This is a genomic window from Ellagibacter sp. (assembly GCF_048412355.1).
In the GTDB taxonomy this organism is placed as follows: Bacteria; Actinomycetota; Coriobacteriia; order Coriobacteriales; family Eggerthellaceae; genus Ellagibacter.
The window spans coordinates 18,468-34,167 of the sequence record NZ_DBFSAP010000017.1 but is presented as its reverse complement, the minus strand read 5'-3'; the positions used below and the strand labels follow the sequence as shown (position 1 = coordinate 34,167).

Genomic DNA, 15,700 nt, shown 5'->3' with positions numbered 1-15,700 from the left:
AGCAGGTGCCCCAGGTCGTGCCCGTCCGACCGCAGCGCGGCCACCGCCTCGGCCCTCGCCCCGGTCAGAGACCGTCCCGCTCTACCAGGGCGCGCAATTTTTTTAGGTAGGCGACCTCGGCCTCGAGCCTGCGGCAGCGCTCCTCGAGCTTCTGCTCGCGGGTGAGCTCGCGCGGCTCGGCCTTCGAGCCCTTGGGCCTGCCCTTCGGCTTGGGCCTGAGCGCCTCGGCCCCGCCCTCGCGGTAGAGCCTGCACCATCGGTCGAGCGGCGTCATCGACATGATGCCGAACTCGGCCATCGCCGCAGGCTTCGTCATGCCGTCTTCGACGACGGCCCTCGCGGCGGCGACCTTCTGCTCGTATGTGTACCTGGCCTGCCTGCCGTCCATGGTCAGCAGCACCTCGCTTCCGAACGCGCGGTATATCTGCTGCCATTTTCTCACGGCCGCTTCCGGAACGGACAGCCTTTTTGCGGCCGCCGCGCGCCCTAGGCCATCCGCGAAGAGCTCGGCCGCCAGCCTCCTCGTCTCGACATCGTGCTTCACCCTGAAATCGACGCGCATAAGAAAACCTCCCATTTCTCGTGTCCAAGAAATGGGAGGCAGTTCATGATGAGAGACGGCCCCGCGCGCTCGGTTCAAGCTAACGCTACCGCGACACGAGGTAGACGCGATCCTTCGGGATGCGGATCCACAGCTCCTCGCCCTCGCTGGGAAGACTCGCCTCATCGGCCCGCAGCTTGTCCACGCGCCAGAACATGTGCTGGTGCAGGTACTTCATCTCGTCCTCGTTGCGATCGAGGATTTCCTTCTCGTCGCGGTTGACTCCCACAAATCCCAAAAGCGCCGTGCGCTCGAAGCGCGAGTCGCTCACGCGATCGACCCGCACTCGGTAGATGTTCTCGCCAGGGCCGTCAGCTCGCTCGAGGTAGAAAGCACGCATACCCAGGCACTTGACGTCCTGGGACACCTCGCGGGACGTCTCCACCGTGATGCCCCAGCGCGGCAGGCGCACGTGATGGGCGTCCACGTATTCCGCCCGCGTCGCGTTTTTGCATCCCGAAAGCTTAATACCCGCCTGGCTCTGCGGGTTGTTCACCAAGTCGTCGCCCGTACCGATTTCCATCACGTGGCCATCCTCCACCACGGCGATGCGGTCGCAGAAGCGAAGCGCCTCGTCGATGTCGTGACTCACGTACAGAATGGTGCCTTCGAACGCATCGAACAAGCTCACGAGGTTCTGCTCGAGCACGCTCTTCAGGTGCGCGTCGAGCGCGGAAAACGGCTCGTCGAGCATAAGGATCCCCGGACGCGCCGCAAGCATGCGCGCTAAGGCGACACGCTGCTGCTGGCCGCCGGAGAGCTGCGCCGGGTAGCGCTTGTCGAAGCCCTCGAGCCCAAAGCGCTTGAGCTCGCACGCCACGGCAGCATCGCGGTCGGCCGCGCTCACGTCCTTGCCGATGCCCGCAGCCACGTTCTGCGCGACGGTCAGGTTCGGGAACAGCATGTAATTCTGGAAGAGAAGCGCGGTCTTGCGCTGCTGCGGCGTCAGGTCAACCTTGGGTTTCTTGCCCGGCGCCCTGTCGAAGAACACCGTGCCGTTCACGACGATCTTCCCCGAATCGGGCCGCTCGATTCCCGCGATCGAGCGCATGGTGAGGCTTTTGCCGCAGCCGGACGCGCCCAGAAGGCCGAGCGTCTCCGTACCGGCAGAAAACGCGTTATGCAGCTCGAAGCCCTTGAACTTCTTGCGGATGTCTACTTCAAGGCTCATCTACTTCTGCTCCCTCTTGCGGTACTTCGTGGTGTGGTTAGACCACAGGTTGATGAACACGATGACGATTAGGCTGAACACGATGATGACAAGCGTCCAGAACCACGCGGTGGAATCGTTGCCGTTCATCCATTCGAAATAGATGGCGATCGGGATGGTTCGCGTGATGCCGATGTAGTTGCCTGCCATGAACAGCGTCGCGCCGAACTCGCCGAGCGCGCGGGCGAAGGCGAGCACCATGCCCGCCGCAATCGAACTCCACGACAGGGGCAGCATCAGCTTGCGGAAGATCTTCGCGTTCGACCAGCCAAGCGTGCGGGCGGCGTCGAGCATGTTGCGGTCGAGCCCCTCGAACGCACCGAGCGCATTGCGATACATGAGCGGGAACGCCACGACCACAGCCGCGATGACGCAAGCTGTGGGGCTGAAGATCAGCGGGAAGCCTATGTCGATCCAGAACTGCCCGAACGCCGTGTTCGAGCCGCATACGAACAGCAGGATGAAGCCGCACACCGTAGGCGGCAGCACCATCGGGATGGTGAAGATGGCGTCGAAGACGCTCTTCGCGCGCGGGGAGAGGTTCAGGCAGAAATACGCCGCCAAAAGACCTAAGATGACGATGAACACGATGGCGATGCCCGTGGTGCGAAGCGAGACCCACAGAGGGCTCCAGTCGAGGTTCGACAGGAACTCGCCCACGGCGGCGAGCCCCTCGGGGGCCTTCTCGATACTCACCGCGTCAGGCGAGGTGAGCTTGCCGAAGTCCCCGAACGACGGCTTCATGTAGAGGGAATTCTCCGAATCGGTGAGGTCAGACCCGTCGACGCCGATGACGCTTGCGTATACATTGCCATTGATGACCTGGTCGAACGTGAAGCGAACGCCATCTTTGTCGAACGTCGTGTCGCTTGTGAAGTACCACGTGTCGTACTCGGAGAGCTTGGCCGACCCCATGGCCTGCCCCTCGTCGAGCGCGACGAAGTAGCTTTTCAGCTGCGCCTGGTCGGATGCGCTCTGCACGTCGAGGCCGAGCTTCGCAGCCGCGGCAGCGGGAACGTAGGCGACGACGTACTTGTCAGCCACAACCACCTGCACGAATGCGCCCTCTTCCTGGCCAACCAGGTAAGAATACCCGTAATACGCGCCATCGATCGCGCGGTTCGATCCCTTCTGAGCACGTGAGAAATCGCCTATCGCAAAGCTTGCCCCGTCCTTCAGGGCCGCCGAGCCCTCCCTCGACACTTCGACGCCGTCCGTCGTTGCCTCGGCGTCCGACGCAGACTCACTCGAAGCCGAATCGGCAACGCTCGACGTTGGCGTCGCCGCAGTCGGCGTTCGCGGGCTGTCGACATCGCCGAGCGCGTCGTCAGCGAACGCCGCGCTCGGCAGCGCGCCAACCGCGAGCGCGGCCGACAGAACAAGATTTGCGATAAACTTTCTCGCGCGCATGGAACCCCTTCTCCTTGCACCCCATGGACAAGAAAGGGGATGAGCGATTCGCGTCGCCCATCCCCAGATTGCTACTTCAAGACGAACCTTCTTAGCGAAGATTATACTACGCCAACTCGAAGCCCCAGTCCTGCCAAATCTTCTGGGCCTTCTCGCTATTCAGGCACCAATCCAGGAATTCCTGGGTCGCCTCAACGTTCGTGCAGTTCTTGGTGATGGCGCCAGGGTACACGATATTCTTGTGGGTGTCGGCCGGAACGGTACCGACGACCTGCACGCCACCGAAGCGATACACGTCGGAGGTGTACACGAATGCGATGTCGACGTCGCCGGACTGCGCATGCTTGCACACGTTGCCAACAGAGGTGTCCAGAACGACCTTGCTGTCCTTCACCATATCGGTGTTGTAGGAGCCACCCTTACCGGTGATGTCCTTGCCGGTCTTGCCCTCGTCGTCGCCAGCCGGCGCGTACACGCCAACGGTGGAGAGAGACTGAGCAGCGTAGTTGCCAGCCGGAACGGAGTCGTCGCCGACGCAGATGGTGTACTTGCCATCAGCGATGTCCTGCAGCGTGACGTCCTTCATCTCGGCGCCTTCCTTAGACACCATCACGAGATCGTTCTTGAACATGTCGACGCGCGTGGACTCGTCCACATAGCCCTTGGAAACCGCGGTGTCCATGGAGCCCTTGGAAGCGGAGATGAGCAGGTCGGCATAAGAGCCGGCGCCAAGCATCTCGTTGAGCTCGCCGGAAGACTTGTACTGGGTGTCCTTGAAGGTGACGTTGTCGTGGCCATCCTCGATGTAGGCCTTCTGGATGTCTTCCATGGCCTTGGAGAGCGAGTTTGCGGCGAAGACCTGGAGCTCAACCGGCTCAGCCTGTTCGGTCTTGGCGGCATCGTCCTTTTTCTCCGTAGTGGTGTTGCTGCTGGAGCAGCCGAACATCGCAAACGCCCCGACGAGCGAGAGCGCGAGCACGGCGGACAGCACCAAGCGTACCTGCTTCTTCATGTGTTCCTCCCATTAAGTGGTCGAATACGAGCCTCGCCGAAAGGCGAAGGCCGCAGTACATCGTTTTACGAAGCAGCTCCAGCTTGCACGAATCCAAACCAAGCACGCATCGTCATATCCCTTTTCGATGTACCGATACTTAGGTTATTTATTTGCAAGTATATAGTCAAGGAAAATCGTTGTCGTTCAGCTATATTCGCGAATATTTTTATTCTGAACGGTGGGAATCAACAACATTATGGAACATAAAAGCCCCGCTTGTCCCATATTCCAACGAGGGACAAGCGGGGCTGCGGGGATCGCGGTATTGGGCTGGATTACCCTTCGAATCCCACGAGAACGCCGCCGGGCTCGCAGTAGTAGGAGCACAGGCCGCGGTTGGCGCCGATACGGATGTCGCACGAAGGCCAGATCTCGCGAATCTTCGCCGCGAGTGCCTCGGCCATCTTCGGGTTCTCGGTGTGCCTGATGCGCACGCGGCCGCCGACGAAACCCACGGTCTCCATGTTCTCGAAAAGCTGCTTGAGCGCACGCTTCTCTCCGCGCGCCTTGTTGAGCACGCCAAGCTCGCCCTCCTCGCTCGCTTGACCGACGATGCGCACGCCGAGCACGCCCGCGACTTTCGCGACAATCGGGCTCACACGTCCGTTGCGCACGAAGTTGTCGATGCGCTCAAGCGAGAACATGAGATGCGTGCGCGAGGCGTAACGGCGCAGCTCATGCGTCAGATCGTCGAAGTCCATGTCACTTTGCGCGAGCTCATTGGCGCGTTGTGCGAGAAGTTCCAGCTCGGGGCCGGTCGTCAAGGAATCAAGCACGAACACCTTCGCCTCGGGGTGATCGAACAGGTAGTGCTTCGCGGCGGCCTGCGCCGAGTTGTACCCGCCCGAAATCTTACTCGTGAGGGCAAGAGCGACGATCTCGTCCGCGCCCACGAACGCGGACGTCCATTCCGCGATGTTCGGGCACGACGTACTCGATTCGGCTGCCTCGTCCGAGAACGCCTCGATGAGCTCACCCACGTCGAGGTTCTCGTCGTCGGGAAATTCCCGCTCCCCCACGCGCACCTTCATCGGAACCGACACGATATCCTGCGTACCTGCGACGAACAAATTCGCCGAAGAGTCGACGACGACCCTGCGCACCATAGTTCCCCCTTGCCGCCCATGCGCGCCTGATGCCGACAGCGCTCGGTGGTTTTCCGTAGCTTATCTGTTTCGCATTAAAGGTACGCCAAACCGATTGCTGCAACAACTACAATGCCCGACAGAATGTCAGTTACTTATACAGTTACGACGTAATGTGAGGTCGATATGGATAAGCGCGTCGTAAAAACCAAGCGCACCATCAAGCGCACGCTCGTCGAATTGCTCGTGACCATGCCCTTCGAGAAGATCACCGTCACCGAGCTGTGCCGGGCCGCCGACGTAAGCCGCATCACCTTCTACACCTATTACGACGACAAGTACGCCCTCGCCGACGAGCTGTTCCGCGACGACATGGCGAAGGCCGAGGAGCGCTATCGCGAGCTCCAGGCGGAGAACAATCCGCGAAAGATTCCGACCAACAGTTATCACAACCTTTTAACCTGCATCTTCAGCGTTTTCGAACAGAGAGACGGTATCTTCATCCACTGCTCGTCGACGAAGAATCCCTACTTGCATTCGGCATGCTTCAACCATGTGGTGCGCGTCGTGGAGAATTACGTGCAGAATCACCGCAACGCGCTCGAGCCGAAATACCCCTCGCCACTCACGGCGGCGCTCGTGTGCAACGGGTTGTTCGGCATGTTCAGCCAATGCCGCGCCCAGGGAATGTCGCTTCGCGAAACAAAGAAGGTCGTCTTCGCCGCGTTCGACGACCTTCTCAACTCGACCCTGTTCTTCCACAGCGCCCTCATCGGGTAGCGGGAGGGGTCGGGAATTTGTCGCCCCTCGCACAAGAGCCCCGAAACGCACAGCGGCGATAGGGCCCAACCCCTATCGCCGCATGAAGGCTCAGTTCGCAAACGTCAGCCGTGCTCAGTCGGCAACCTTTAGTCGACTTCCACTTCGATCGTCATCCTGAAGCGATCGGAGGCGTGCTCGTAGCCGGTCTTCTCGGCAACGTGGCGCATCGTCGCGTTGCGCGTCTCCACATAGATCGCATCGACCCCCGCGCGCATCGCAACGAGCGGCCACGCGCTCAACATAGCAGCCATATGCCCGTGACCGCGGAACTCGGGGCGCGTGTAGCAGGCAACCACCGTCGCCGTGCGCTGCACGCCGGACACGCCGCCGAAGGTCGGCAGGCGATCGAACACCTCGACGCCGGACATGGACGCAATCTCGCCGTCCTCCTCGACGAACAAGAACATCACGCGTTCGCCGAGCGTGCGTCTGAGATGAGCCTCGGTCTCGCTTCGGAAATGGGCAAGCTCCGACTGGCCGGGGTTCACCCCCCAGTACTCGAGCGATTGGGCGACGCGCAGGTCGCAAATGGCGGGAATGTCCTCTTTGGTGGCGAGGCGAATCGTTGCTCCCTCACCCGCGAGAGTCGAGAAATCAAGTGCAGTCATGAAAGTTAGAATCCTATTTACCTATTTTACCGTCAGAACGGGAACATCTGTCGAGCGCAGAAGCCCGAAGCTCACGCTTCCGAGCATGCCGCGAATGGCGCCCAGGCCGCGTCGGCCCATGACGATCAAGTCGCAGCCGTTCTTGTCAGCGTAGCGCGCAAGCGCCTCGGCGGGGGCGGTTCCTGCGACAACATCGATAGTCACGATGTCGGCGATGTCCTCGACAAGGCCCGCCAGATTCTCTGTGACCTTCTCTTTCGCCTGGTCAAGCGCTGCCCGAACCACGCCCTCGTACTGCTCGTAGTTCAGCATGCCGAACGGGACACCGTCAAGGGACCCCTCCGTGCCGATCTGGTCGACGCCCATGACGCCCGAAGGCACCACGTGCACGATTGCGATCTTCGCATCGGAGGTCGCCGCGAGGCCCTTCGCATATTCGAGGGCATGTTTCGCGTGCTCGGAACCATCGTAGGGAACCATAATCTTGCTGTACAGCATGAGGTGCTCCTTTCAAACGACCGTTCGCGCAATGCTCGCACGCGAACCCTGCAGCACCATTATACGCCGAACCGCTTGCGCGAAGAGGCTAGTTCACCTCAGCGATCACTTCGACTTCCACAAGCGCGCCCTTGGGGAGCTTCTCGACCGCCACGGCCGAGCGCGCGGGGCGCACCTCGCCGAAGGACTTCGCGTACTCGGCGTTGAAGGCGGCAAAGTCGTTCATATCGTTTAAGAAGCACGTCGTCTTCACCACGTGGTCGAAATCGGTACCTGCCGCCTCGAGGATCGCAGCCACGTTCTTCATGACCTGAGCAGTCTGCTCCTCGATGGTCGAGCCCACGATCTCGCCCGTCTCAGGGTCGAGCGGAATCTGGCCGCTCGCGAACAGAAGACCGCCCGCGATGTTGCCCTGGGCGTAGGGACCGATTGCCGCCGGCGCGTTTGCAGTGGAGATGGTTTTCATATTGTGCCTTCTTTCTTGAAGTTCACCATATTCGGAAAAAGTTGCGCAGATTTCTCGCATGTGACGATTATAGTGATGGACGCTTATGAACCATTGAGAAATGCAAGGAAAAACGATGTCGGACGAAGTTCAGGAAATGCTCACCCTGCCCGCCTTCGAGCAGGCGGCCCACAAAGTTCGCGAGGTCACCCAGGAGACCAAGCTCATCGAGAGCCCGCACTTCAGCGAGATAGCGGGCAACCGCGTCTTCTTCAAGCCGGAGAACATGCAGCGCACCGGCGCCTACAAGGTGCGTGGCGCATACTACAAGATCAGCACGCTCTCAGACGACGAGCGCAAACGCGGTCTCATCACCGCGTCGGCCGGCAACCACGCGCAGGGAGTGGCCTACGCGGCACAGCGCTACGGCGTGCCCGCCACCATCGTCATGCCCGCAACGACCCCCTATATCAAGGTGGAGCGCACGAAAGCGCTCGGCGCTGAGGTCGTGCTCGCAGGCGACGTGTACGACGAGGCCTACGCCCGCGCGCTCGAGCTGGCCGAGGAGCGCGGCCTCACCTTCGTGCACCCCTTCAACGACCTGGGCGTCGCGACTGGGCAAGGCACCATTGCGATGGAAATCGTGCAGGAGCTGCCGCTTGTCGATTACATCCTGGTCCCCATCGGAGGCGGCGGGCTTGCCACGGGCGTATCGACCCTGGCCAAGCTCTTGAACCCGCACATCAAGGTGATCGGCGTGGAACCTGCGGGGGCGGCATGCATGAAGGCGTCGCTCGAGGCGGGCCATGTCGTGAAGCTTCCGCATGTGAGCACCATCGCCGACGGCACCGCCGTGCAGGAGCCGGGCGACAAGATCTTCCCCTATCTTCAGCAAAACCTTGACGGGATCATCACAGTCGAGGATGAGGAACTCATCGTGGCGTTCCTCGACATGGTGGAGAATCACAAGATGATCGTGGAGAACTCGGGGCTTCTCACCGTCGCCGCGCTGCGCCACCTCGATTTCAGGGGAAAGAAGGTCGTGTCGATCCTCTCGGGCGGCAACATGGACGTCATCACGATGTCGTCGGTCGTGCAGCACGGACTGATCCAGCGCGACCGTATCTTCACGGTCAGCGTGCTCCTGCCCGACCGCCCTGGCGAGCTCGTCAATGTCGCCCAGGTCATCGCCGAGAGCAAGGGCAACGTCGTTCGACTCGATCACAACCAGTTCGTCACGACTAACCGCAACGCCGCCGTAGAGCTGCGCGTAACCATCGAGGCGTTCGGCACCGCGCACAAACGTCAGATCGTCGAGGCGCTCGAAGCGAAGGGCTTCCGCCCACGCGTCATCCAGGCGCATCTGTAAGCGCAGGTCGGGCGAGTGTTGCGTCCCGCCCGCAAAGCATAAGGCACCACCCCACGACAGGGGCGAACCTCTCACTGGTTCGCCCCTGCCTGCTTTTGAAAGGACAGTGATTCGAAAGCATGGAAGAAGTCATGTTGAAAGTGGCGGCATTCGTCGCCATCATCGTCGCAGGTCATCTGGCGGGACGATCGCGAACGCTTGGGCCGCGCCCCGAGCAGTGCGTGAGCAAGATCGTGTTCACCTTCACCCTGCCTTGCGCGATCGTCCACGCGTTCGGCGCGGCGGAGTTCACTCATGACCTGCTCATCCTCGTGCCGCTCGGACTTGCCTGCGCGCTTATCCCCTACCTTGCCGTGCTCGGGCTCACCCGCCGCTCCGAGCGTCGCGACCGCGTGTTCTACCTGCTCAACTGCTGCGGCTTCAACATCGGGTGCTTCTGCTTGCCCTTCGTGCAGACGCTCCTCCCCGCACAGCTCGCGGTGACCACCTCCCTGTTCGATGCGGGCAACGCCATCATGATGACGGGCGGCTCCTACGCGCTCACCGGCCTCGTCGCGGGCAAGGGACCCGTCGAGCATCCAGTGAGGTTCGTCACGAAACGACTCGTGAAGTCAATTGCCTTCGATGCTTACATCATCCTCATCGTGCTCGCGGTGGCGGGAATCCACATCCCCGACGCGGTCGTGCAGTTCACCGCGCCCATCGCGAACGCGAACTCCTTCCTCGCGATGTTCATGCTGGGTCTCATGATCCGCTTCGAGGTCAGCCGCGAGAAGCTCGCGAAGGTGGCGCGCCTTGTCGGGCTCCGCGTCGCCGTTTCCGCCGTGGCGAGCGCCCTTGCCTTCACGCTTCTACCCTTCGACGCAACCACGCGCATCGTCATCGTGATGCTTCTCTGGGCACCGGCAAGCGCCATGGGGCCGACGTTCACGCTCTGGTCAGACGGCGATTTCGGCCTGGCGGGGCTCGCGAACGCGATCACCATCATCCTCGGCATCGTCGCGACGACAACCATCGTTCTTGCAAGCGGTGTCGTGGCATAAAGAAAGCGCCCCACCAGCAACGAAGCCAGCAGGGCGCAAGGGAGCGCAATGCACGAGCGACGCCGAGGCAGCATCCCGCAAAGCGAAGCGCGCTAGAACTTCATGATGCCGAGCGACTGGGCAAGCGCGGTCACGAGAATGACCACCACGAGCACAGGTGCCACGTACTTCACCATGATCGACCAGGCTTTCGCCATCTTGAAGGGCGCGGAGATGCGCACCTCGTCGATGATCGTCTTCGGCTTGATGATCCAGCCAACGAAGACGCAGGTCAAAAGCGCAACGATCGGCATGATAACCGAGTTGGAGATGAAGTCGGCGAAGTCGAGCAGCGAGGAGCCTTCGCCTAGGGGCTGGATGAACGAGAGCACGTTGTAGCCCGAGTTGATGAAAAGCCCTGCCACCACGATGAACACGATGGTGATCACCAGAGACTTGCGACGCGAGTATCCCGCGCCGTCCTGAATGATGGAGACGCAGGTCTCGGTAAGCGAGATCGCACTGGTGAGCGCCGCGAAGAACACCAAGAGGAAGAAGATGAAGCCCACAATGGTCGCCACTTGACCCATGTCCGCGAACACCTCGGGCAAGATGATGAACATGAGCGAGGGACCGGAGTTCTGAGCGACAGCGTCGCCCGAGCCCATCGCGACAAACGCGGCAGGCACGATCATGAGGCCCGCGAGGAACGACACGCCCAGGTCAAAGAAGCCGATGCGCGTGACGGACTGCGTCAGGGACGCCTTCTTCTCGAGGTAGCTGCCGTAGGTGATCATGATGCCCATAGCGAGCGACAAGCTGTAAAACATCTGCCCGAGCGCGCCGATGACCAGTTCAGGCGAGAATTTCGAAACATCGGGCATCAGGTAGTACGCCGCGCCGTCGAGGGCCCCGGGCAGCGTCAGCGTGAAGATGGCGATTGCGATGGCCATCACGATAAGCGCGGGCATCAAGATGAGGTTCGCCTTCTCGATGCCGCCCTTCACGCCGCGCGCCACGACGATGAACGCCGCAGCCATGAAGATCAGCATGAAGACCGAGCTGTCGACGCCGTCGGTGATAAAGCTCGAGAAGAACGTGCCGCCGTCCGCCATAGCCGCAGGTCCAGCCGCAATATAGGCGAAGGCATACTTCGTCACCCAGCCGCCGATGATGCAGTAATACGGCACGATGATGAAGGGCACGACCGACGCCAGCACGCCGATGAACATGAATTTCTTCCCGAAATGGCGGAACGCGCCGATGGCCGAGAGGCCCGTCTTGCGGCCGATCGCCGTCTCAAGCAGCAAAAGCGACACGCCGAACGTGAACACCAGCACCAGGTAGGTGATAAGGAACGTGCCGCCGCCGTACTTCGCCGCCAGATACGGGAAACGCCACATATTTCCCAAGCCGACCGCCGAGGCGGCAGCGGCCAAGATGAACGCCCATTTGCCTGACCACGACGAGCGCGATCCGGTTTTCATTGATGCCATACTATTCCCTTTTCCAATCGTGCGGGCAAGCCGAGCGCCACGCATGCTTGAATCCTCCAATTCGGGCAATTTTACCTGAACGTTACGTATTCACACCCGAGAGAAGGGTATTCGGCCTCGCCCTTTCGCCCAGATGCGGTATCGCAAATGCGAAAGGGACGCTCGATAGGTCCCTCGAAATGGGGAGGAAACTCGACGAAGCGCGTTGCATATGGCTAACTTTTGCGTTATAAGTTAGCTGAATGCAACCTTAAAGGGCCGCGTGCGCCCCTTTTCGAGAAAGAACGACCATGGCAAAATCAACTGACCCCTACCTCGTCGTCGAGAGCCTCGCCAAGCACTACGGCGACGGCGAAGCCCGCGTCCAGGTGCTCGACGGCATCACCACCACCGTGAACCGCGGCGAGATTTGCGTTATGCTCGGTCCCTCGGGCTCGGGCAAGTCGACCTTCCTAAACCTCATTGGCGGCCTTGAGGACGCCGACGGCGGCACGATCTCGGTCGGCAACTGCGAGCTTACCGCGCTTTCGAGCAAGGATCTCGGCGAGTACCGCCGCCGCGAGCTCGGCTTCGTCTTCCAGTTCTACAACCTCGTGCCCGACCTCACCATCAAGGAGAATATCGAGGTCACGGCGCACCTCTCGGCAAATCCCCTGCCCTTGGAGGACCTTCTGCGCTCGCTTGGCCTTTGGGAGCACCGCAACAAGTTCCCGCGCCAGGTCTCCGGCGGCCAGCAGCAGCGCTGCGCCATCGGCCGTGCACTCGTGAAGAACCCGGGCCTCATCCTGTGCGACGAGCCCACGGGCGCCCTCGATTACAAGACCTCGAAAGAAGTGCTTGAACTCATGGAGCGCGTGAACCAGGAGTACGGCTGCACCGTCGTGATCGTGACGCATAACGCCGCCATCGCCCGCATGGCCGACCGCGTGCTGCGCCTGCGCGACGGGCGCTTAGCCGAAGACGAGGTCAACGACTCGCCTGTGTCCGCCTCTAAGCTCGATTGGTAGGCGCGCGATGACTCCTCTGGCCAGACGGCTCCCCCGCGAGCTCAAGCAAAACATCGGCAAGTACCTGGGAATCTTTTTGCTCATGTGCGGCGCAATCGCCCTCACGTCGGGCTTCCTGCTCGCCGCGCACTCCATCGGCTGCCTCATCGACGATATGCGCGACGAGTACACGATCGAGGACGGCCGCGTGATAACGGCGTTCGAGGCGACCGACGCCCAGCTCGAAGCGGCCGAGGACGCGGCCGATGGCGTCGGCGGCGTCACGTTCTTCAAAAACTTCTCCATAGATGCGGCCATCAAGAAGCCCACGGGCGACGACGGCACCAAGCGCACGCTGCGCACCTACAGCCACCGCACCGAAATCGACATCGCATCCTATTGCGAGGGCGCGAAGCCCCAGACAGACGACGAGGTCGCCGTCGACCGCGTCTTCGCCACGAACAACGAGCTCGCCATAGGCGACAAGGTCGAGCTTGAGGGGCGCGCCTACACCATCTGCGGCATCATGACCTTACCCGACAGCCAGGCGCTCTTCCCCAACAACTCCGACTTCACGGTGAACACCATCACTTTCGGCGTGGCCGAGGTCACAGACGCCGGCTTCACCGCACTCGAGGACGCCGGCGGCGCGCCCACCTACACTTACTCGTTCACCTTCAACGACCGCGACCTCTCCGTCGCCGAACGCACCGATGCCGAGAAGGACATGGTGGAGGCCTTAACGGATGCCGACGCGCGTGTGGACGACCTCATCGACGCCGACTCCAACCAAGGCATCGGCTACGCGCGCGATGACGTGGACGGCGACTCCGCCATGTGGACGACGCTGCTCGACATCATCATCGTGATCATGGCCTTCGTCTTCGTCGTGCTCACCAACGCCACCATCGAAGAGGAGAGCGCCGTCATCGGTACGCTGCTCGCCAGCGGCTACCGCAAGCGCGAGATTGTCCTCCACTACCTCGCGCTTCCCGCCATCGTAGGCATCCTCGCGGCGGGCCTGGGGTGCGCACTCGGCGTCGCCTTCTCCACCGAGCCCATGCGCAACCTCTATTACGGCTCCTACAGCCTGCCGCCTTTCCACGTGTACTGGAGCTGGGAGATCTTCGTCAAATGTGCCGTGGTGCCCGCCGCTGCGCTTATCCTCATCACGCTTGTGGGGCTTCTTCGCAAGATGGGGAAAACCCCGCTGCAGTTTTTGCGCCACGAGGCCAGCGGAAAGTCAGGCACCAAGCGAGGCCTGCGGCTGCCCGAGCGCATGGGCTTCGTCGCGCGCTTCCGTCTGCGCGTCTTTTTGCGCAACCTCGGCAACTTCGCCACGCTCTTCGTGGGCATCGCCTTCGCCTCGCTGCTTCTGCTCTTCGGCCTGGCGATCCTCCCCACGATGACGCACTACGCCGACAACCTTGAGACGAGCCTCGTGGCCGAGCACCAGTACACGCTCAAGGCTCCGCTCGAGCTTGAGGGCACAGCTGAGCAGCGTGAGCAGTGGGCGGCGCTCGACCGCCTGCAATCCGTCGACGGCGCGCTTCTTTCCGCCGCCGAGGATGCGGAAGACGAGCTCGGGGACGCGGTAGACGCGGCCCAGGCGGCGGCCGATGCCCTCGCGACCTCGCCTAACGCCGACAACATGCAGGCAGCAAGCGCCGCACTCGATGAGGTCCAGGCAAAGAAGGACGTCCTCTACGCGAGCCTCGATGACATCGCAGATGCCCTCGGCTGCGACCGCGACGAGGCGATCGACCTCATCGACGACGTTTCCAACATCGACACCGACAACGACGACATCCATCCCATAAACACCACCGACAACGGCGCCGGGAAGATCGCACAGGCCGAGAAGTACGCCGTTTACCAGCTGCAATACGACCGCGGCGAGGGCAACGGCACCGAAACCGTGACCGTCTACGGCGTCTCGCCCGACTCGCGCTACTGGAAGGACCTAGACGTCGGCGACGGCCGCGTCGTCTTCGGCCGCGGGCTTCTCGATAAGTTCGGCTGGAAAGAAGGGCAGCAGGTCGACTTCCACGACAAGTACGAGGGCAAGAACTACTCCCTCGAGTACACGGGCGACGGCTCCGCCTGGGGCTCCAAGTCAGACATGAACGTCTACATGGCCATCGGCAACTTCAACGAGCTCTTCGGCAACGACGCCTCGTACTTCAACGGCTACGCGAGCAACGAGAAGCTCGACCTCGACGCGCGCTACTTCGCCGGCGACACCACGCCCGATGACATGCGCGCCGTGGGCGACCAGTTCATCGGCATGATGAGCGACCTGATCGGGATGATGGTCGGGCTCGCCGTGTTCATCTTCCTGCTGTTCATGTACCTGCTGACCAAGGCCGTGATCGACCGCAGCGCCCGCTCGATCAGCTACATGAAGGTCTTCGGCTACCGCGACGGCGAGATCTCGCGCCTCTACATCCGTTCGATCACGTTATGCGTGGCGGCCTCGCTCGTGCTGAGCCTGCCCGTGATCATCGGCTCGCTCACCGCGATCTTCCGCGCAATGTTGCTCGCCTACAATGGCAACATCGAGATCTACGTGCCGTGGTGGTCGATGGCCGAGTGCGCGGGCATCGGATTTGCGACCTACCTCGTCGTGGCGTTTTTGCACACGCGCTCCATCAAGCGCGTCAGCCTCGCCGAGGCGCTCAAGGTCCAGGAATAGAAGAAGCTCGCATGCGGAGGGGTCTTCCTCAAAGGAGGCGCCCCTCTTCGTGATTAGGGGCGTACTGAGGGAGCCCCATCAAGTCGAGCCTTTTCATCATCTTGCGAAGGAAACAGGGAGGGATAAGTCCGTTCACGAATCGACCGCGACCATGCGCCGAAGGCTGGCGTCGCAACTCCGCTTAAAAGAGACGCGGTTTTTACCGTACGCCCCTTGACAGCATCATCGGTATTCCTATACTTATGAACAGTTGCTCATATGTTTACATGAATGAGCGAGCAAAAGTCACGAAAGGACCCATCATGGCGGAAAGCCCCAATCACATCGTGCAGGAGGCAGAGTCTATCGTGAACGCCGCGAACACGCCTCATGCGAACTCCGCGGAGGCGCCCCGCACAA

General features: G+C 61.5%; 14 protein-coding genes. 5 read left to right on the top strand and 9 right to left on the bottom strand.

Translation table 11 applies throughout. The features are described 5' to 3' along the window. Positions 1 to 64 precede the first annotated feature (64 nt). The 5 genes from ACMRQN_RS02235 to ACMRQN_RS02215 form a co-directional block, all read right to left on the bottom strand. Positions 65 to 562: a helix-turn-helix domain-containing protein gene (locus ACMRQN_RS02235; protein WP_418733633.1), complete on the bottom strand. Its 498-nt coding sequence runs from the start codon at positions 560 to 562 to the stop codon at positions 65 to 67. 85 nt (positions 563 to 647) lie between these two features. Beyond that, positions 648 to 1,772 (bottom strand): sulfate/molybdate ABC transporter ATP-binding protein, encoded by a 1,125-nt coding sequence (locus tag ACMRQN_RS02230; protein ID WP_418733632.1) that lies wholly within the window; start codon positions 1,770 to 1,772, stop codon positions 648 to 650. Next, entirely contained in the window at positions 1,773 to 3,221 is a 1,449-nt protein-coding gene (modB, locus tag ACMRQN_RS02225; protein WP_418733631.1) for a molybdate ABC transporter permease subunit, read from the bottom strand. 106 nt (positions 3,222 to 3,327) lie between these two features. Further along, a complete protein-coding gene (locus tag ACMRQN_RS02220) occupies positions 3,328 to 4,233 on the bottom strand; it encodes a molybdate ABC transporter substrate-binding protein (RefSeq protein WP_418733630.1) in 906 nt (301 codons plus the stop codon). Positions 4,234 to 4,550: 317 nt separating this feature from the next. Then, positions 4,551 to 5,381, bottom strand: coding sequence for a DegV family protein (locus ACMRQN_RS02215; RefSeq protein ID WP_418733629.1), 831 nt, complete (start codon positions 5,379 to 5,381; stop codon positions 4,551 to 4,553). A gap of 165 nt (positions 5,382 to 5,546) precedes the next feature. Between ACMRQN_RS02215 and ACMRQN_RS02210 the strand changes: the two genes are divergently transcribed. Continuing rightward, positions 5,547 to 6,140, top strand: a complete 594-nt coding sequence (locus tag ACMRQN_RS02210) for a TetR/AcrR family transcriptional regulator (RefSeq protein ID WP_418733628.1) — start codon at positions 5,547 to 5,549, stop codon at positions 6,138 to 6,140. A 128-nt stretch (positions 6,141 to 6,268) separates the two neighbouring features. Here the strand turns inward: ACMRQN_RS02210 and ACMRQN_RS02205 are convergent, their stop codons facing one another. The 3 genes from ACMRQN_RS02205 to ACMRQN_RS02195 all read right to left on the bottom strand — a co-directional run bounded on the left by ACMRQN_RS02205 (position 6,269) and on the right by ACMRQN_RS02195 (position 7,754). Then, the gene (locus ACMRQN_RS02205) at positions 6,269 to 6,790 is read right to left on the bottom strand and encodes a GNAT family N-acetyltransferase (protein WP_277012636.1); all 522 of its coding nucleotides are present in this window, start codon (positions 6,788 to 6,790) and stop codon (positions 6,269 to 6,271) included. A 21-nt stretch (positions 6,791 to 6,811) separates the two neighbouring features. Continuing rightward, the gene (locus tag ACMRQN_RS02200; RefSeq protein ID WP_276996621.1) at positions 6,812 to 7,288 is read right to left on the bottom strand and encodes a universal stress protein; all 477 of its coding nucleotides are present in this window, start codon (positions 7,286 to 7,288) and stop codon (positions 6,812 to 6,814) included. Between the two features lie 88 nt (positions 7,289 to 7,376). Beyond that, positions 7,377 to 7,754, bottom strand: coding sequence for a RidA family protein (locus ACMRQN_RS02195; RefSeq protein ID WP_276996620.1), 378 nt, complete (start codon positions 7,752 to 7,754; stop codon positions 7,377 to 7,379). A gap of 115 nt (positions 7,755 to 7,869) precedes the next feature. Here ACMRQN_RS02195 and ilvA point away from each other — a divergent pair, with 115 nt between their 5' ends. Together ilvA and ACMRQN_RS02185 are read left to right on the top strand one after the other, a co-directional pair. Further along, on the top strand, positions 7,870 to 9,102 hold the full coding sequence (gene ilvA / locus ACMRQN_RS02190) for a threonine ammonia-lyase (protein ID WP_418733627.1): 1,233 nt from the start codon (positions 7,870 to 7,872) through the stop codon (positions 9,100 to 9,102). Between the two features lie 119 nt (positions 9,103 to 9,221). After that, positions 9,222 to 10,145 (top strand): AEC family transporter, encoded by a 924-nt coding sequence (locus tag ACMRQN_RS02185; protein ID WP_418733626.1) that lies wholly within the window; start codon positions 9,222 to 9,224, stop codon positions 10,143 to 10,145. A gap of 92 nt (positions 10,146 to 10,237) precedes the next feature. Here the strand turns inward: ACMRQN_RS02185 and ACMRQN_RS02180 are convergent, their stop codons facing one another. Beyond that, complete coding sequence (locus ACMRQN_RS02180) at positions 10,238 to 11,620, bottom strand: sodium-dependent transporter (protein WP_418733625.1); 1,383 nt, start codon at positions 11,618 to 11,620, stop codon at positions 10,238 to 10,240. 290 nt (positions 11,621 to 11,910) lie between these two features. On the opposite strand from ACMRQN_RS02180, the gene ACMRQN_RS02175 reads away from it, so the two are divergent. Beyond that, positions 11,911 to 12,627 carry an ABC transporter ATP-binding protein gene (locus ACMRQN_RS02175; protein ID WP_418733624.1) on the top strand — a complete coding sequence of 239 codons (717 nt, stop codon included), beginning with the start codon at positions 11,911 to 11,913 and terminating at the stop codon, positions 12,625 to 12,627. Positions 12,628 to 12,634: 7 nt separating this feature from the next. Then, on the top strand, positions 12,635 to 15,301 hold the full coding sequence (locus tag ACMRQN_RS02170) for an ABC transporter permease (RefSeq protein WP_418733623.1): 2,667 nt from the start codon (positions 12,635 to 12,637) through the stop codon (positions 15,299 to 15,301). The last annotated feature ends 399 nt before the right edge of the window (positions 15,302 to 15,700 follow it).